This is a genomic window from Halomonas sp. MMH1-48, from assembly GCF_022348105.1.
Classification (GTDB): domain Bacteria; phylum Pseudomonadota; class Gammaproteobacteria; order Pseudomonadales; family Halomonadaceae; genus Vreelandella; species Vreelandella piezotolerans.
The window spans coordinates 38,536-55,628 of record NZ_JAKRFL010000005.1; the positions used below are offsets into that span (position 1 = coordinate 38,536).

Consider the following 17,093-nt stretch of genomic DNA (forward strand, 5'->3'; position numbering starts at 1 on the left):
ATTGAAGTACCGCGTTGATCAACGCCGGTGACGTTTGTTATCACGCGTTAGCGTGACGTTTCAGCCGCCCATAAAAACGGGGCGCTAGTTTAACACGCCCCGTTCGGCACTGAAGGTGTCACATGCTGAGATTACAGAGCAGGTACGTCGGCGCCGCGCAGCTCGGCGTATAACTCTGGATAGGCAAGCTGAAGTCGCTCTAGCTCTTTTTCCGCCTCTTCGGGCAGGGCTTGGCGCAGCTCCTCCAGATCATCTGGGGTGAAATGTTTGTCAATCAACGGGAAAAGCCCCTCACGTTCATGACGCAGATAGCCGCGATGCGCCTCCAAGTACGCTTTGAGGTCGTCGGCGAAGCGATCCATTGGCAGGATGTTGTCCATGAGGATCATGTCAATATCATGGGAAAGGCGCATCAAGCGAGGCTTGAGCTCACGATAATCGCTGGCCATTTGCTCCATGAGTGGCAAGTGTTCAGGGGCCTGCACCTGCAACCGCTCGACACAAATACGCTCTAACGGCGTTGCGAACCCCTCCATGTAAGACAGGATATAGTCCACCACTTCGCGCATCAGCTGAAAGTCAGGCCGTTCTCCGCTAGCCAAGGTTTTTTGCTTGAGCTGCAGCACATGGAGCATTCGCGCCATGTTGGCATGATCTAGACGCAGTTGGTTTAACATCGTGCCGTCTCCTTAGTGAGTGTCATGCTGGCTGCTTTCTACTGCAGTCAGCACGCGATCATGAGCTGGGTTCTACTACACTAGCGTTAATCCTTGTCCTGCGCCTCCGCGATATTCAATAACATGGGCGCTTCTTTACGGTCATGCCAAAAGGTAGCCTGACGTAACCTCTTTTACCACAGACACTTGTTAAGCGTTGGTTGTTCAACGTCTCGATTTACAACGGAAGTTTATATGGATCTTTTTGACGCAACCCCGGGTGACGACGCGCCGCTGGCCTATCTTATGCGCCCGTTGACCCTGGACGACTATATCGGTCAACAAGCACTCGTCGGGCCTGACAAACCTCTACGTCGCATGGCCGAATCAGGCGTGGTGCGCTCGATGATTTTATGGGGACCACCCGGCGTTGGTAAGACCACGCTTGCTGAGCTCCTAGCACGTGCATCCAACGCGCAGCTCGAGCACCTGAGTGCAGTGATGGCTGGCGTCAAAGAGATACGAACGGTCGTAGAGCGCGCTCGCCAGCGCACCGCGCCAACGCTTCTCTTTTTAGATGAGATCCACCGCCTGAACAAGAGCCAGCAGGATGCGCTGCTGCCCCACGTGGAGTCTGGTCTTTTGACGCTGATCGGCGCTACCACCGAAAACCCCTCTTTCGAAGTCAACTCGGCCCTGCTCTCCCGAGCACGCGTGTATGTCCTGAAGTCATTGACCCAGCAAGAGCTGGTCGAGGTCATGGAGCAAGCGCTTGCCGATACCGAGCGGGGACTTGGCAAGCGTGCCATCGAGGTAGAGACCGGTGTATTGGACGCGTTGGCTCACGCCAGTGCCGGCGATGCTCGGCGAGCCTTGGGGCTACTGGAAACCGCCTGCGATTTCACAGAACAACAGAGTGGTCGTGAGGTGTTACGTCAGGCAGTACTGGCGGACGTGGTGGGTCATCACACCAGCGCGTTCGATAAACAGGGCGATGCGTATTACGACCTGCTTTCGGCGATTCACAAATCGATTCGCTCCTCTCGTCCCGATGCCGCGCTCCTCTACATGGCGCGCTTCATCCAAGGCGGCGGCGACCCGCTGGATATAGTAAGACGTTTGACCGCCATCGCTTCGGAGGACGTCGGCAATGCCGACCCTCGCGCGCTACCGCTAGTGATTGCTGCCTGGGATGCCTATTTGCGATTGGGCGATTACGAGGGCCAGCGCGCGATTGCCCATGCCGCGATCCATTTGGCTGTCGCTCCAAAAAGTAACCGTATAGACCGCGCCTGGAAGAGCGCCCAGCAGTTCGTTCAGCAGCAGCCTCAGGTGGAAGTGCCCACTTACCTACGTAACGCACCAACCAAGCTCATGGAGCAGCTCGGCCATGGTGAAGGCTATCGCTACGCTCACAACGAGCCAAACGGATATCCAGCAGGCAGCGCCCACGACTGCTGGCCAGAAGACGTGCCCAAAACACGCTTCTATGAGCCGAGCCCGTTTGGCCAGGAGAAACGGTTCGGGGAAATCATGGCGTGGCGGGAAGAGCGCGACCAAGAAGCAGATCGGGCGCCCTAGAGCGCCCGATCGTAATCTACTGATTCACCCTCTACATCTCTTCGCGAATCACGTCCGTACCTTCGGGGATCTGGAAATCGAACAGATCGCGGTCGATAGTGCCATTGCGAGTGATGCCGCTAAAGGTGATGGCAGTGCGCTGACCGGTACTGTCCATCATCCAGAGCTCGGTGAGAGTATCGCCGTCGAAGACCATGCTGAGCTCCTCGAACAGCGTATCGGCCAGCGTCGGCATCAAGGTAAAGACATCGTCGCCATCCTGCTGCTCGTAGAACACATCGTAACTTGCCGTCAATTCATCGGCGCTGCCTGATAACAACAGCGCGGGCGTATGGGTCACACGGTCATCCATCGCCTGTACCGTGACCTGCTCCAAGTCAGGGTCGTAGAGATACACCTCCTCACCATCGGAGACCACGGTTTGCGAATAAGGCGCCTCGACTTCCCAGCGCAGCATGCCGGGCCGCGACAGCCACATTTCCCCACGTGCGCTCTGCAAACGATCACCGCTGCCATCGAGAATCTGCTGCTCGAAGGTGGCGTGGTAGTTTTCCAACGGATCCAAGCGCTCGGTGAGCCGCTCTGCCGCCTCATTGGCCCAGGCAGTCATAGGGGCAGCAAAAGTCAATCCCAGCGCACTGGCGGCCAGTGCCAATGCCGGTGAGCGGCGGTTAGAGGGTTCGCGCATGTTCTTTCTCCCTAGGCATTCATTGCCGAATAGCGGACGAGGCAAAGAGCGTAAAAAGCTCCGTATGCCCCTCAGACGCGAAACACGCCGCAGGGTTTCACCGGCGGCGCGACTTTCACGCTTATTGCATGGTTGACGTGTTAATGGCCCACCGGCGGCGGCGCCAGCACCTCGCGGGCACCGTTGGTACCCATGGAGGAGACCACCCCGGCCCCTTCCATGGCTTCGACCAGACGTGCGGCACGGTTATAACCGATCTTGAAGCGCCGCTGTACGGCAGAAATCGACGCTTTTCGCGTTTCAGTAACGAACTGCACCGCTTCGTCATAGAGCGCGTCCTGTTCGGCATCGTCACCATCGACGCCTTCCGCTTCGAGCCCGGTTAGCGCATCGGCAGATACGCCGCCGGAAAGAATCTCTTCGATGTACTCCGGCTCGCCTCGACGCTTCCAGTCATCGACCACCCGGTGGACTTCATCGTCGTCCACGAAGGCACCATGGACACGATTCGGCGGACCGGAGCCCGCGGGCAAGTAGAGCATATCGCCATGACCCAACAGGCTTTCGGCACCGCCCTGGTCGAGAATGGTGCGCGAATCGATCCGCGAGGAGACCTGGAACGCCATCCGTGACGGAATGTTCGCCTTGATCAGGCCGGTCACCACATCCACCGACGGGCGCTGAGTAGCCAGAATCAGATGGATACCGGCAGCCCGCGCTTTCTGCGCCAGCCGCGCGATCAGCTCTTCGACCTTTTTGCCGACGATCATGAACATATCGGCAAACTCATCGATGACCACTACGATATAGGGCAGCTTTTCCAGCACTGGAGGCGTTTGATGCATTTCCCAGGGCTGGGGCTCCCATAGCGGGTCTGCCACCTGGGCACCGGCACGTTCGGCTTCATCGAGGCGCGCGTTAAACCCGGCGATGTTACGCACGCCCATGGCGGCCATCAGCTTGTAACGGCGCTCCATTTCAGCCACACACCAACGCAAGCTATTGGCCGCTTCCTTCATATCGGTGACGACAGGCGCCAGCAAATGCGGTATGCCGTCATACACCGACAGCTCCAGCATCTTGGGATCGACCATGATCAGCTTGAGTTCGTCGGGTGTAGCCTTGAGCAGCATGGAGATCAGCATGGCGTTGACCCCCACCGACTTACCCGAACCGGTCGTACCGGCCACCAACAGGTGGGGCATTTTGCCCAAATTCGCCACTACCGGACCACCGCCAATATCTTGGCCAAGTGCCATCGTCAGCGGTGAATTCTCCTGCTGGTAGCGGTCCGAATCGATCACTTCACGCAAACGAATCATTGCGCGATGCGGGTTGGGAATTTCGATACCCACCGTGGGGCGGCCAGGGATGACCTCGACCACACGCACGCTCTTGACCATCAGCGAACGAGCAAGGTCTTTCGCCAGGTTACTGATTTTGGAAACCTTCACCCCGGCAGCAGGCTTAATCTCGAAACGTGTAATGACCGGCCCCGGCCACGTATCGACCACTTCAGCTTTTACACCGTATTCACGTAACCTGACTTCCAGGAGTTCCGCCATATCGGCTAGCTGCTCATCCGTGTAGTTCGGCTGATGCGGCTCCGGCGGTGTGAGCAGCTGCAGGCTGGGCACCTCGCCCTCGGGCTCTGGAAGCGTTTCAAACGTCGGACGCTGGCTCTGTAGATGCTCGACGGTCCAGAGCGTTGGCCCATTGTCTGACTCTTCTTCGGCCGACTCGGTCGAGAACGTAGGTTCATGGCGCGCGCTGGCCGGCGCCTGGATGGCGGGCTTGATCGGTTGCTCGTCGTCATCGTCATCCCACACCGGCTCGGGCACCACCTCGGGTACGCGCTCACGACGCGACTCCGCAGATATGGGCGTAGGCCGATAAGCGGGATCGCTTTCGTCACTGCGCAGCGTCGTAGGAGCGGGGGCGGGTGCTGCCTCTGGTTCTGGTGCTGGCTCTGAACGGCGAGCCAGCTCAACGGGCGCAATGGATTCCGAGGTCTCTTCTGGCTCATTGCGTAACGCGCGTAGCGGCACGGTCGGGGCAACGTCCTCGCTCGTTTGCTCTTCGCCAGCGCTCAAAGGTGAGTACTCACTCTCTTCCTGACGCACGGCAGGCTCTGGCTCATCCACGGGCTTGGTCGCAAACGCATGCGCGTTTGGCGAGGATGTCTCAAGCGCTTCGAGCGGTACCTCTGTATCGGTAATAGAGGGTGTCGGCTCAGGTTCTGGCTCCGGAGCAGGCTCTTGGACGTCCTCCGGAGCGTGAGCGGAGAGCGGCATGATCGGCTCTTCAGGCGCGTCTTTCTCTGGCGTCATCTTCGGAGAAGGCGATGTCTCCAACTCGGGGTCTTGAGATGCGGCAGCCGCGGGAGGGGCCGGTGCATGACGCTCGCTCAGCACAGCGGCCGCTTCCCAGGGAATCGACGTATCGGTGACCGACGACGCCTCATCCTCTGCGGGTGCCGAGAAGCTCGGCTCACGGCGCTCGCGACGACCGACAGGTGAGCGCTCACTGACGGTAGGACGCACGGGAGGCTCAATTGCTTCACTGGCCCGAGGCGTGGTCGTCGCCACTTCGTCATCGACGGGATCGGTACTCGTGTCACTCGGCTCAGCCCAGGAGCGCTGCTTCACTTTCTTGGACGCTGCCTTGGCCGCTGCGCGCACCGCGGCCCGTTCGGCACGCTTTTCACGCCGCTTGGCACGGCGCTCGCCAAACCAACCGCCGATACGACAAAGTTTACGACCGACTTCATCGGCCACTTGCAGCCAAGACATACCGCTAAACAGCGGGAAACCAATGAGAATGAGCGCTGCAGCGATCAACCCTACTCCGCCACTACTGACGAGCGGTTTTAAGGTGCCCACCAGCCCCTCTCCCAATATACCGCCAGAGGCATAGGGCAAAATGCTATCGGGATGGTAAAAGTGCAGTGCCCCCAACATGGTCGTGCCGAACATCAGCAGCACTAGCCCGCCCGCACGTACGGCGATGGCCACTGGGTCTAGCTCGAAGCGTACCTGGCGAGAGCGCATCAGCCACCAGGCGGCGTAACCAAACATACCCGGCCACCATAGGGCACTTGCACCCAGCAGTGAATAGAGCACATCGGCCAGCCAAGCACCCACGGGCCCCATCCAGTTGCGAACCTCGGTTTCGGGGCCTTGGTACGACCAGCCTGGGTCGGCAGGATGGTAACTAAACAGGGCCAACAGCAAGAAGACGCAGAGCGCCAGCATGACGACCACCACCCCTTCACGGGCAGAGCCTTGCAAGCGCAGACCAACGCGGCGCGCCTTATCCTTCGCGGCATTGACCCGCGCCGATGATTGAGAACTCGATGGTGACTGACGCGACTGCCGCTGCGTTCGCTTGTCTACCGCCTTATTTACTTTCAAGCGATTCTCCCTTTACACCACACGGTGTCTTTAATCCACTTGCGAGTTTGCATCATACCGAGCATCCTTCCGCCGTCACAGCGCTTCGACGGACGCCACTAGCAACAGGAGCAAGCGATGCTACCTTGGCTCTCATCGCCACACCCCACTTTTCCTTCTACCGAACAGGCGTTGGAGAACCCTAACGGCCTGTTGGCTGCCGGTGGAGAGCTTACACCAGCCTGGCTGGTAGACGCTTACCGAAAAGGGATATTTCCTTGGTATAGCGACGATGACCCCATTTTATGGTGGAGCCCAGATCCACGCATGATACTGCTGCCTGAACAGTTTAAACGACGCCGCAGCCTTGCTAAACGGCTGCGACATGGTGGCTTTAGCGTGACGCTGAATCAACACTTTGCCCAGGTAATCGAAGCGTGCGCTGCGCCACGTAAAGACGAGCTGGGCACCTGGATCAATCCTTCCATGCGCGACGCTTACCAGAGGCTGCATGCATTGGGCATTGCCCACAGTGTCGAGGTCCACCATGGGGGCCAGCTGGTAGGCGGACTCTATGGCTTGGCGATGGGGCCGGTATTTTTCGGCGAGTCGATGTTTTCACGCCAGCCAGACGCCTCTAAAATTGCCCTCGCCCACTTGGCAAGCGCCATGCACACTTACGGCGGCAAGCTCATCGACTGCCAGGTGCATACACCGCATCTGGCCAGCCTCGGCGCAACAACGGTCGCCCGGCGAACGTTCATCAACTATCTTGAGAAGTGGCTGCCAGAAAAGGCGTTTTGCTTATCCAGCACTGAGACTCAAGCGCCCCAGGTGCCAGAATCTCCGTGGCTTGCAGCCATTGCTTCAAACGCAACAGCACAGTGACCGCCGTTCATGATCAAGGAGGCAAGCCGTGAGTAGTAACGCTCCTCGCCGCCCCGTGCGGGATTTGCGCTTCTTCCTAACCGTTCCTCATGCCTGCAGCTACTTGCCAGGCAAAGAGGCTACTACGCTGTTTCTTGACCCCCAGGAGTCACCCGTGCCAGGGGTGTACGACTCACTGTCGCTGCTGGGTTTCCGACGCAGCGGGCGCCACTTATACCGCCCCCACTGCGAGGGATGCAACGCTTGTCGATCGGTGCGGATTCCGGTGGATCACTTTAGCGCCAACCGCACCCAGCGAAAAGTCTGGCGGCGCAATGCCGATATCGAAACGCGTGTCATCCCAGCGCGCTTCGATGCTTCGCACTACGCGCTCTACGCTGACTACATTCGACAGCGACACGCTGACGGCGATATGTTCCCACCCAGCCGCGACCAATATCGCACCTTTTTGACGCTGGAAGAACCTTACGCCCATTTGCTGGAAATGTATCTCGACGACGAACTGGTGGCCGTGGCAGCGTTCGACCAGCTCGAACATGGACTATCGGCCATCTATACGTTTTTCAAAGTGGATGATGCGTTAGAGAAACGATCCTTGGGCACGTTTGCCATTTTAAAGCTAATCGAGCTTTGCCAAGAGAAACGGCTTCCCCACCTTTACCTTGGCTACTGGATCGAGGAGTGCCGAAAAATGCGATACAAGCAGGCGTTTTCGCCTATCGAGCTGCTCGATGGTCGCCACTGGCGCCCCTTAATTCGCTAATCTGAGCAGCTTTTTTGCCTTGACGGCAGGCTTACGGCACAATATAGCGCTGTTTCTTAGGCGTGCAGGTCTGTGCCAACGCCGTCGGAAACACTCATTCGACTATCCACGATATCTAAAAGTGAGGATCTGCCTATATGGCACGCGAAGATCATATTGAAATGGAAGGCGTGATCGTTGACACCCTTCCCAATACCATGTTCCGGGTTGAGCTTGAAAACGGCCATGTCGTGACCGCTCACATCTCTGGCAAAATGCGTAAAAACTACATCCGCATTCTGACTGGCGACAAGGTCAAGGTAGAACTAACGCCCTACGACCTGTCCAAAGGCCGTATCGTTTATCGCTCGCGCTAAGCCTTGAGTGTGCCCTCAAGCAACGTCTGCTCACAGATCGCGTCCCACGGCTATTAGTAGCACCGCGTAAAGACGGCGCCGCTCCCTGGAAACGACAACGCCCCGTCGAAGACAGGGCGCTGTGCGTGCTAGCGAGTATGCATTACTGCTTGTCGGTCATCTTAGCGCCCTTTTCAGGGCGCATCTGCCATTTCCGACTCTGTCGAAAGATGAAGCTCTCCCTCCTCCAGGCTAACATGTACGATACCACCGTGCTCGGCCAGCTCTCCAAACAGAATCATCTCTGCTAGTGGTTTCTTGAGCTTCTCTTGGATCAAGCGAGCCATCGGCCTTGCCCCCATATCCGGGTCGTAGCCTTTCTCTGCTAGCCAATCCCGGGCGACGTCATCTACATCCAGCTGCACGCGCTTCTCGTCTAGTTGCGCTTGAAGCTCGATCAGGAACTTGTCGACCACGTTGCGCACTACCGTCGTGGGCAGCGCATGGAATTGAATGATGCCGTCCAGGCGGTTACGGAATTCCGGCGAGAAGGTCCGACGAATCACTTCCATCGCATCTGTCGAGTGATCCTGGCTCTGGAAACCGATAGAGCGACGCGACGCCTGCTCCGCCCCAGCGTTCGAGGTCATGATCAAAATCACATGGCGGAAGTCTGCCTCGCGGCCGTTGTTGTCCGTCAAACGACCGTGATCCATGACCTGCAATAGCAGATTGAAGACTTCTGGATGCGCTTTTTCGATTTCGTCGAGAAGCAGCACGCAGTGCGGCTGTTTGGTGACGGCCTCGGTCAGTAGCCCACCCTGGTCATACCCCACATAGCCTGGAGGCGCACCGATCAAACGCGACACGGTGTGACGCTCCATGTACTCCGACATATCGAAACGCACCAGCTCGATGCCCATGATATGCGCCAGTTGCTTGGCTACTTCCGTTTTACCGACCCCAGTCGGGCCTGCGAACAGGAAACTGCCCACGGGCTTATCGGGAGATTTCAGGCCCGCACGGGAGAGCTTGATGGCCGCCGACAGTGAATCGATCGCTTCGTCTTGACCAAACACCAACATTTTCAGGTCGCGGTCCAACTTCTCGAGCTGTTTACGATCCGAACTCGAGACGCTCTTCGGCGGAATGCGCGCAATGGAGGCCACCACGGCTTCCACCTGCTCCACGTCGATCGTCGTAGCGCGTACCTCAGGGGGTAGCATCCGCTGATGCGCACCCGCTTCGTCGATCACGTCGATCGCTTTATCGGGCAGGAATCGATCGTTGATGTAGCGATCCGCCAATCGGGCCGCACTTTCCAACGCACCGTCGGTGTATTTCAGTTCGTGGTGCTCTTCGAAGCGCGAACGCAGCCCTTTGAGAATCTTGATGGTGTCCTCAACGGACGGTGCCAGCACGTCGACCTTTTGGAAGCGGCGTGCCAAGGCGCGGTCTTTCTCGAAAATTCCGCGGAACTCCTGGAACGTGGTCGAACCAATGCAGCGCAGCTCACCTGAAGAGAGCAGCGGTTTCAACAGATTGGAGGCGTCCATTACGCCGCCCGAGGCAGCGCCCGCGCCAATGACCGTGTGAATCTCATCGATGAACAAGATGGCATTGGGCTGTTTGCGCAGCTCGCTCAGCAAGCTCTTGAGGCGCTTTTCGAAATCGCCACGGTATTTGGTGCCTGCCAATAGTGCGCCCATGTCCAATGAGTAGACCACCGCATCGGCGATCACTTCGGGCACGTCTTCTTCGACGATGCGTTTGGCCAGGCCTTCAGCAATGGCGGTTTTGCCCACGCCCGCCTCACCCACCAGCAGGGGGTTGTTCTTACGACGACGGGCCAGGATTTGCACGACACGCTCGAGCTCGTGATCACGACCAATTAGCGGGTCGATTTTACCCTGGCGCGCCTGCTCGTTCAGGTTGGTGGCATAGCCCGTCAGCGGGTGAGCGGCACCTTCGGCACTGCCCTCTTCTGCATCGTCGTTCTCTTGAGAAGAGGGAGAGGGTGAAGGGCCATGACCAGACACTTTCGAGATGCCGTGAGCAATGTAATTTACTGCATCGACCCGTGCCACGCTCTGTTGCTTCAAGAAATAGACTGCCTGACTCTCTTGCTCAGAGAAGATCGCTACTAGCACGTTAGCGCCTGTTACTTCACTCTTGCCAGACGATTGAACATGGAATACCGCACGCTGAAGCACGCGTTGGAAGCCCAGCGTTGGCTGTGTTTCACGGTCACCCTGCCCCTCGGGGATCAGCGGTGTGGTCGAATTGATGAAATCCTGCAGATCGGACCGCAGCTTGTCGAGGTTTGCCCCGCACGCCTTCAGCACATCCACCGCAGAAGCATTGTCTAGCAGCGCCAGAAGCAGATGCTCGACGGTCATAAACTCGTGGCGCTTCGAGCGAGCCACGGTGAAGGCCGTGTTCAGGGTCAGTTCAAGTTCTTTGCTCAGCATGGCAGTCCCCTTTTCGCTACTACCTAGGGCATATCGCCACCTAGGGCTTGCGTCGGATCAGTTTAATCGACCGGCACTTTCAACATCGGGTACAAATGGCATGGTTGCAAGCCCCTGCGCTACTTTTTTCAACGCAGGTTACGTCAACGGGGTCAATCGGCCGCTTCGATATCGCTCATTAATGGGTGCTCGCACTCACGGGCGTACTCATTCACTTGATAGCTCTTTGTTTCAGCAATATCCCGGGTAAAAATGCCGCACGTGGCTTTTCCCTGAGTGTGTACGGCCAGCATGACCTGTACGGCTTTTTCGCTATCCATATTGAAAAAACCCTGCAGCACTTCGACGACAAACTCCATGGGGGTATAGTCGTCGTTGTGCAACACCACTTTATATAAAGGCGGCTGTGCCAGCGCGGGCTCGGCCGACTGCACCGCTAAGTCATCATCGTGCTCGGGCATGCCTGGACGCGTCATGCCTGCCTGTAGCGTCGCTACCACGATTGGGCTTTCTGTAATACGCATAAGCTGCAAGGATCATCTCTAGGCTGACGGACGGTGTCTGACAAGCAGTTCTAGGGAGGATGCTGAGAGCAGCCTCGGTTGTACACACTATAATCTGCTGTATAAGACGCACGCCATCAACAAGGGTTCACGAAAAACTCGAAATTATCACACTGGGCAAAACAAAAAACCCCTGCCTGCTAAGCAGGCAGGGGGCGAGCCGCACACAGGGTGCGACTGTCACCAGGCGATTTAGCCTTTGGCAACCATTGCCAGGGCGTCGTTTAGCGTCTTGCTTGGACGCATGGCTTGGCTGGCCAGTTCACCGTTCGGGTGGAAGTAGCCTTGAATATCGACCGGCTGACCTTGAACGCTATTGAGTTCGTCAACGATCGCGGCTTCGTTGGCTTTGAGCGCTTCGGCCAAACGGGCGAACAGCGTTTTCATATCGCCATCCTGATCCTGAGCTGCCAATGCTTCTGCCCAGTAGAGGGCCAGGTAAAAGTGGCTGCCACGGTTATCCAGCTCGCCGACTTTACGCGATGGCGACTTGTTGCTGTCGAGGAATTTGCCATTGGCTTCATCCAGCGCTTTTGCCAACAGCGTCGCGCGGGCATTACCGAAGGTGCTGCCTAGGTGTTCGAGCGACGCTGCCAGCGCCAGGAACTCACCCAGCGAATCCCAGCGCAGATGGTTCTCTTCCAGGAACTGCTGAACGTGCTTCGGTGCCGAGCCGCCAGCGCCGGTTTCGAACAGACCACCGCCGTTCATCAGCGGCACGATGGAAAGCATCTTGGCGCTAGTGCCGAGCTCCATGATCGGGAACAGGTCGGTGAGATAGTCGCGCAGCACGTTACCGGTGACGGAGATGGTGTCTTCACCCTTGCGAATGCGTTCCAGGGAGAGTTTCATCGCGTCGACGGGCGCTAGTATACGGATATCCAGGCCGGACGTGTCGTGGTCTTTCAGGTACGTTTCGACCTTCTTGATCAGTTGGGCGTCATGGGCACGGTTGGCGTCGAGCCAGAACAGCGCTGGAGCACCGCTGTCGCGGGCACGAGTGACCGCCAGCTTCACCCAGTCTTGAATCGGCGCATCTTTGGTTTGGCACATCCGCCAAATGTCGCCCGCTTCTACCGTGTGGCTGAATAGCGTTTCGCCCGAGTCGTCGGTCACCACGACGGTACCGTCGGCGGGCATTTGGAAGGTTTTATCATGGGAGCCGTACTCTTCGGCTTTCTGCGCCATGAGGCCCACGTTAGGAACGCTACCCATCGTGGTCGGATCGAACGCACCGTTCTGCTTGCAGTCTTCGATGACGGCTTGATAGATGGTGGCGTAGCAACGATCCGGGATGACCGCTTTGGCATCCTGCAACTCATCGTTGGCATTCCACATCTTGCCGGAATCACGAATCATCGCCGGCATGGAGGCGTCGATGATCACGTCGCTGGGCACGTGGAGGTTGGTGATGCCTTTGTGGGAATTCACCATCGCCATGGCCGGGCGTGTTTGATACAGCGCCTCGACATCGCCTTTGATGGCGTCTTGCTGGTCGCTGGGCAGCTTCTCGATGGCGCTGTACAGGTCGCCGATACCGCTGTTGGCGTTGAAGCCCGCGCTCTTCAGTGCGTCAGCGTGCTTCTCCAGCACCTCTTTGTAGAACTCTTCAACTACGATGCCGAACATGATCGGGTCGGAGACCTTCATCATGGTAGCTTTCAGGTGCAGCGAAAACAGCACGCCGCTCTCTTTAGCATCGTTGATCTGGCTGTCGATGAAGCTACGCAGACGACGGCTGCTCATGCACGCCGCATCGATCACTTCACCCGCCTGTACCGCAAGCCCCTCTTTTAGCACTACCTGGGTGCCATCGGCTTGCTGCAGCGCGATCTTCAGCGTGCCCGCTTTTTCCATGACCGCTGACTGCTCGCTGCCGTAGAAATCGCCTTCGCTCATGTGCGCGACATGAGACTTGGAGTCAGCGCTCCACTCGCCCATACGGTGCGGGTATTTACGCGCGTAGTTCTTGACCGATTTCGGCGCACGACGGTCAGAATTACCCTCACGCAGCACCGGGTTTACCGCACTGCCTTTGGCTTTGTCATAGCGCGCTTTGATGGAGGCCTCTTCATCGTTCTTAGGCTCTTCCGGATACGCCGGCAGCGGATAACCCTGACTCTGTAACTCTTTGATGGTCGCTTTGAGCTGGGGGCCAGAGGCGCTGATGTTAGGCAGCTTGATGATATTGGCTTCCGGCGTCTTCGCCAGCTGACCCAGCTCAGCCAAGTCGTCGCTGACGCGCTGCTCGTCGTTCAGAATGTCGGGAAACTGTGCCAGCACACGGGCAGCCAGCGAAATGTCGCGGGTCTCTACTTCGACACCGGCAGAGTCGGTAAAAGCATCAATGATGGGTAACAGAGAGTAGGTAGCGAGCGCAGGAGCTTCATCGGTGAGCGTATAAATGATCTTCGGCGTTTTAGACATTTTTGCGTTAACCTCTTTTTTGGTCGCTGTGATTATAAAATCCTGAGCTACGCGGCCCATTACAACGATTGGCCATGCCGCGAAGCGTGTGGAGCATCCTGTATGCGCTGCCCCTTTAGTCAGTCGGTGGTACTACTGGTCACTCGGTGGTTACTGCGGTAACGGCGACGGCGCGGCAAGCACCGTTCTGCTTTCGGCCCTTTCAAACTCCAACAGCCGGGCCAGATTATACCAGCGCTGCACTTTAACCGCATGAGCGATTGTCGACAAATCCTCTGCCTACAGTCTGCAAGACAGTTCGAGAGACGATGAGCACCCTATATCTACTGCACAAACCCTACCGCATGCTCTCCCAGTTCACCGACAGCCAAGGCCGCTCTACGCTGGCCGACGTGCTCGATGCGCCGGGTGTTTATGCGGCCGGACGCCTCGATTACGACTCGGAAGGACTGCTCTTGCTGAGTGATGATGGCAACCTGATCCACCGTATCGCCCACCCCCGTCACAAACAGCCAAAAACCTACTGGGTGCAGCTCGAAGGTCACATTACCGACGAGGCCATTCGCGCACTCGTATCCGGCGTTACCTTGAAAGATGGGCCCACTTTGCCCGCCAAAGCTCGGCGTATGTCGCCCCCTGACGTGGCTGAGCGCGCCCCGGCCATCGATCCCAAACGCCATCCCGTGACCAGCTGGTTGGAACTCACCATTAGCGAGGGGCGCAATCGCCAAGTGCGCCGCATGACCGCCCACGTTGGCTTTCCCACTCTGCGCCTGATACGTGCCGCGATTGGCCCCTGGCAACTGGGCGATCTCGCACCCGGCCAGTGGCGCAAAGAGACGCTACACGCGCCACGGACGACCCAAGCGACCAAGCCGCGCAGCGGACAACACAAACCACTCAACACCTACAAGGACGCTGAAAGGGGCGCCAAACGCGGCTCGAAAAGCAGTGCAAAACCAAGAGGAAGACGCAAATGAGCGGCGTTGTCCAAACGGACGTTGCCCGCCCCATCATTCACAGCACCGTTGCCTGTGTGATCGAGCAGCAGGGGCGTTTTCTAATGGTGGAAGAGAATAAAGGTGGCCCACACACGCTGTTCAATCAGCCTGCCGGACACGTCGAGCACGGGGAAGGGCCGATGGCAGCCGTTCACCGTGAAGTCATGGAAGAGACCGCTTGGCAGATCGCTTTGACCGGCTATCTGGGGCTGTACGTATTTCATACGCCTGCCGGTACGACCTTCCATAGTCACGGTTTCGTTGCCACGCCCAGCCAGTACGTTAGCTCTGCTATCGACCCGGCCATCGTCGCGACTCACTGGCTGACCCGAGAGGAGATTGCCATGTTGGACGGCGACCGACGGTTGCGCAGCCCGCTGGTTCTTCAACGCATCGACGATGCGCTGGGCGGCCGCCTTTACCCGCTTGGTGTGATCAAGGAGTGAAGCACTCGAAGCATCGAGCCCCCATCGTGTATAATCGCCGCCCAATTGCACACCACTTCAATCGAGGATGCTCATGACATCCACCCATGGCTCAGCCACCCAGGACACGGCGGACATCCGCACTGCGGCCACCGGCAAGGTGATCGTCGGCATGTCTGGCGGCGTCGACTCCTCCGTTTCGGCACTCCTTCTGCTCCAGCAGGGTTACGATGTCGAAGGCTTGTTTATGAAGAACTGGGACGAGGACGACGGCACCGAATACTGCACGGCCAAAGAAGACCTAGCGGATGCAGAAGCCGTGTGCGCTAAACTGGGCATCAAACTGCATACTGCCAACTTCGCCGCCGAATACTGGGACAACGTTTTCGAGCACTTCTTAGCGGAGTACAAAGCGGGCCGTACGCCGAACCCTGACATCCTCTGCAACCGCGAGATCAAGTTCAAAGTCTTTCTAGAGTATGCCGAGATGCTAGGTGCCGATAAAATCGCTACCGGCCACTATGTGCGGCAAGGCATTCGCGACGGCCACCCGCGCCTGCTGAAAGGCCTGGATGGCAATAAAGACCAAAGCTACTTCCTGCACGCCGTGCCGGAAGCGGCCATCGCCCGCACCCTGTTCCCGGTGGGCGAGCTGGAGAAACCCGAGGTGCGCGCGCTGGCGGAGCAGCACGATCTGATCACCGCCAAGAAGAAAGACTCTACCGGCATTTGCTTCATCGGTGAACGTCGTTTCCGCGACTTTCTGCAACAGTACCTGCCCGCCCAGCCCGGGACCATCGAGACCCCCGAAGGCGATGAGATCGGCCAGCACATGGGCTTGATGTATTACACCTTAGGCCAGCGTCAGGGACTGGGAATCGGCGGCTTGGCCAACTACTCCGAAGAGCCCTGGTACGTGGCGGCTAAGGATCTCGATCGCAACGTACTGATCGTGGTTCAGGGCAAGTATCATCCGCTGCTGTACACCGATGCGCTGGCCACCGAGCCCATGGATTGGGTCGCGGGTCATCCTCCCGTGCAGCGGGGCCGCTTTACCGCCAAGACGCGCTACCGCCAAAGTGACTGTCCCTGCGAGATCATTGCCCAGCCGGACGGCAGTGTCGAGGTCGTGTTCGACGATCCACAGTGGGCGGTCACGCCCGGCCAGTCGCTAGTGCTTTACGATAACGATATCTGTCTGGGCGGCGGCGTCATCCGCGCCACCTGGAAAATGGCGGAGGCCGCCGCATGAGCGCCACCCCGATACACCGCGCGCCCGACTCCCCCGCTGCCCGCCAGGCCCTTGCGCTGGCGGGCGTATTCCAAGCCGCCAGTCTGGTCGACGAGCTGGCACGTACCGGGCAGGTCGATACCCGCGCCTGGGAAACGCTGATCAACGCGACGGTCGACACGAATCCCGAAAGCTTCGAGGCGATTTACGGCGGCCATCCCAATAATCTGCGCCGCGGTCTAGAAACGCTGGAAGCACTGGTGGGGCGCAAGCAAGCTAACCCGGTCGTGCTTCGCTACGGTTTCTCGCTGCTTTTGTTGATGAACAAGCTGCGCACCGACCGCCAGATGATGGACCTGCTAGGCCAGAAACTCGCTCATATCCAAGGACAAGCGGAGCACTTTGGCACGACCCACGAAAACGTCATCGCCAGCCTCGGTGAAGCTTACCAAGAGACTATCTCGACGTTTAAAACACGCATCGTGGTGCAGGGCGACCCCTCGTTACTGCAAACCCGTATGATGCCGGAGCGGGTGCGCGCTTGCCTGATGGCCGGCATCCGCTTCGCCCTGCTATGGCATCAGCAGGGTGGGCGCCGCTGGAAACTGGTTTTCCAGCGCAAGGCAATGCGCCGAGCACTGGATGACCTCGGCTAGCCTCTGCGCCACCTCA

14 protein-coding genes are annotated in these 17,093 nt (G+C 58.2%); 8 read left to right on the forward strand and 6 right to left on the reverse strand.

Features of this window, described 5'->3' with window-relative positions:
• Nucleotides 1–131: 131 nt before the first annotated feature.
• Nucleotides 132–677 (reverse strand): hemerythrin domain-containing protein, encoded by a 546-nt coding sequence (locus tag MHM37_RS06680; RefSeq protein WP_139525479.1) that lies wholly within the window; start codon nt 675–677, stop codon nt 132–134.
• Between the two features lie 234 nt (nt 678–911).
• On the opposite strand from MHM37_RS06680, the gene MHM37_RS06685 reads away from it, so the two are divergent.
• Nucleotides 912–2,237 carry a replication-associated recombination protein A gene (locus MHM37_RS06685; RefSeq protein ID WP_239296090.1) on the forward strand — a complete coding sequence of 442 codons (1,326 nt, stop codon included), beginning with the start codon at nt 912–914 and terminating at the stop codon, nt 2,235–2,237.
• A gap of 31 nt (nt 2,238–2,268) precedes the next feature.
• On the opposite strand, the gene lolA is transcribed toward MHM37_RS06685, so the two are convergent.
• The gene (gene lolA / locus MHM37_RS06690) at nt 2,269–2,925 is read right to left on the reverse strand and encodes an outer membrane lipoprotein chaperone LolA (RefSeq protein WP_139525477.1); all 657 of its coding nucleotides are present in this window, start codon (nt 2,923–2,925) and stop codon (nt 2,269–2,271) included.
• Between the two features lie 140 nt (nt 2,926–3,065).
• Nucleotides 3,066–6,338, reverse strand: coding sequence for a DNA translocase FtsK (locus tag MHM37_RS06695; protein ID WP_275437270.1), 3,273 nt, complete (start codon nt 6,336–6,338; stop codon nt 3,066–3,068).
• A gap of 117 nt (nt 6,339–6,455) precedes the next feature.
• On the opposite strand from MHM37_RS06695, the gene aat reads away from it, so the two are divergent.
• From aat to infA, 3 genes are all read left to right on the forward strand, one after another.
• Entirely contained in the window at nt 6,456–7,205 is a 750-nt protein-coding gene (aat, locus tag MHM37_RS06700) for a leucyl/phenylalanyl-tRNA--protein transferase (RefSeq protein ID WP_153842330.1), read from the forward strand.
• Nucleotides 7,206–7,233: 28 nt separating this feature from the next.
• On the forward strand, nt 7,234–7,968 hold the full coding sequence (locus MHM37_RS06705; protein WP_139525474.1) for an arginyltransferase: 735 nt from the start codon (nt 7,234–7,236) through the stop codon (nt 7,966–7,968).
• Between the two features lie 137 nt (nt 7,969–8,105).
• Complete coding sequence (infA, locus tag MHM37_RS06710; protein WP_007111068.1) at nt 8,106–8,324, forward strand: translation initiation factor IF-1; 219 nt, start codon at nt 8,106–8,108, stop codon at nt 8,322–8,324.
• A 173-nt stretch (nt 8,325–8,497) separates the two neighbouring features.
• Here infA and clpA read toward each other — a convergent pair whose 3' ends face one another.
• From clpA to MHM37_RS06725, 3 genes are all read right to left on the reverse strand, one after another.
• Nucleotides 8,498–10,774 (reverse strand): ATP-dependent Clp protease ATP-binding subunit ClpA, encoded by a 2,277-nt coding sequence (gene clpA / locus MHM37_RS06715; RefSeq protein ID WP_139525473.1) that lies wholly within the window; start codon nt 10,772–10,774, stop codon nt 8,498–8,500.
• 152 nt (nt 10,775–10,926) lie between these two features.
• A complete protein-coding gene (gene clpS, locus MHM37_RS06720) occupies nt 10,927–11,235 on the reverse strand; it encodes an ATP-dependent Clp protease adapter ClpS (protein WP_044627932.1) in 309 nt (102 codons plus the stop codon).
• A gap of 294 nt (nt 11,236–11,529) precedes the next feature.
• The gene (locus MHM37_RS06725; RefSeq protein WP_139525472.1) at nt 11,530–13,764 is read right to left on the reverse strand and encodes an NADP-dependent isocitrate dehydrogenase; all 2,235 of its coding nucleotides are present in this window, start codon (nt 13,762–13,764) and stop codon (nt 11,530–11,532) included.
• A gap of 308 nt (nt 13,765–14,072) precedes the next feature.
• Here MHM37_RS06725 and MHM37_RS06730 point away from each other — a divergent pair, with 308 nt between their 5' ends.
• The 4 genes from MHM37_RS06730 (at nt 14,073) to hflD (ending at nt 17,077) form a co-directional block, all read left to right on the forward strand.
• Nucleotides 14,073–14,744 (forward strand): pseudouridine synthase, encoded by a 672-nt coding sequence (locus MHM37_RS06730; RefSeq protein WP_153842329.1) that lies wholly within the window; start codon nt 14,073–14,075, stop codon nt 14,742–14,744.
• A complete protein-coding gene (locus tag MHM37_RS06735; RefSeq protein WP_153842328.1) occupies nt 14,741–15,211 on the forward strand; it encodes an NUDIX hydrolase in 471 nt (156 codons plus the stop codon). The genes MHM37_RS06730 and MHM37_RS06735 overlap by 4 nt, the downstream gene beginning before the upstream one ends.
• A 73-nt stretch (nt 15,212–15,284) precedes the next feature.
• Nucleotides 15,285–16,442, forward strand: a complete 1,158-nt coding sequence (mnmA, locus tag MHM37_RS06740; RefSeq protein ID WP_153842327.1) for a tRNA 2-thiouridine(34) synthase MnmA — start codon at nt 15,285–15,287, stop codon at nt 16,440–16,442.
• Nucleotides 16,439–17,077: a high frequency lysogenization protein HflD gene (gene hflD / locus MHM37_RS06745; RefSeq protein WP_153842326.1), complete on the forward strand. Its 639-nt coding sequence runs from the start codon at nt 16,439–16,441 to the stop codon at nt 17,075–17,077. Before mnmA ends, hflD begins: the two co-directional genes overlap by 4 nt.
• The last annotated feature ends 16 nt before the right edge of the window (nt 17,078–17,093 follow it).

Coding starts and splice junctions, on each gene's coding strand:
- lolA (WP_139525477.1), bottom strand. CDS start 2,925: ATGCGCGAACCCTCTAACCGCCGCTCACCGGCATTGGCACTGGCCGCC.
- infA (WP_007111068.1), top strand. CDS start 8,106: ATGGCACGCGAAGATCATATTGAAATGGAAGGCGTGATCGTTGACACC.
- MHM37_RS06685 (WP_239296090.1), top strand. CDS start 912: ATGGATCTTTTTGACGCAACCCCGGGTGACGACGCGCCGCTGGCCTAT.
- MHM37_RS06730 (WP_153842329.1), top strand. CDS start 14,073: ATGAGCACCCTATATCTACTGCACAAACCCTACCGCATGCTCTCCCAG.
- clpA (WP_139525473.1), bottom strand. CDS start 10,774: ATGCTGAGCAAAGAACTTGAACTGACCCTGAACACGGCCTTCACCGTG.
- MHM37_RS06680 (WP_139525479.1), bottom strand. CDS start 677: ATGTTAAACCAACTGCGTCTAGATCATGCCAACATGGCGCGAATGCTC.
- MHM37_RS06735 (WP_153842328.1), top strand. CDS start 14,741: ATGAGCGGCGTTGTCCAAACGGACGTTGCCCGCCCCATCATTCACAGC.
- clpS (WP_044627932.1), bottom strand. CDS start 11,235: ATGCCCGAGCACGATGATGACTTAGCGGTGCAGTCGGCCGAGCCCGCG.
- hflD (WP_153842326.1), top strand. CDS start 16,439: ATGAGCGCCACCCCGATACACCGCGCGCCCGACTCCCCCGCTGCCCGC.
- mnmA (WP_153842327.1), top strand. CDS start 15,285: ATGACATCCACCCATGGCTCAGCCACCCAGGACACGGCGGACATCCGC.
- MHM37_RS06725 (WP_139525472.1), bottom strand. CDS start 13,764: ATGTCTAAAACGCCGAAGATCATTTATACGCTCACCGATGAAGCTCCT.
- aat (WP_153842330.1), top strand. CDS start 6,456: ATGCTACCTTGGCTCTCATCGCCACACCCCACTTTTCCTTCTACCGAA.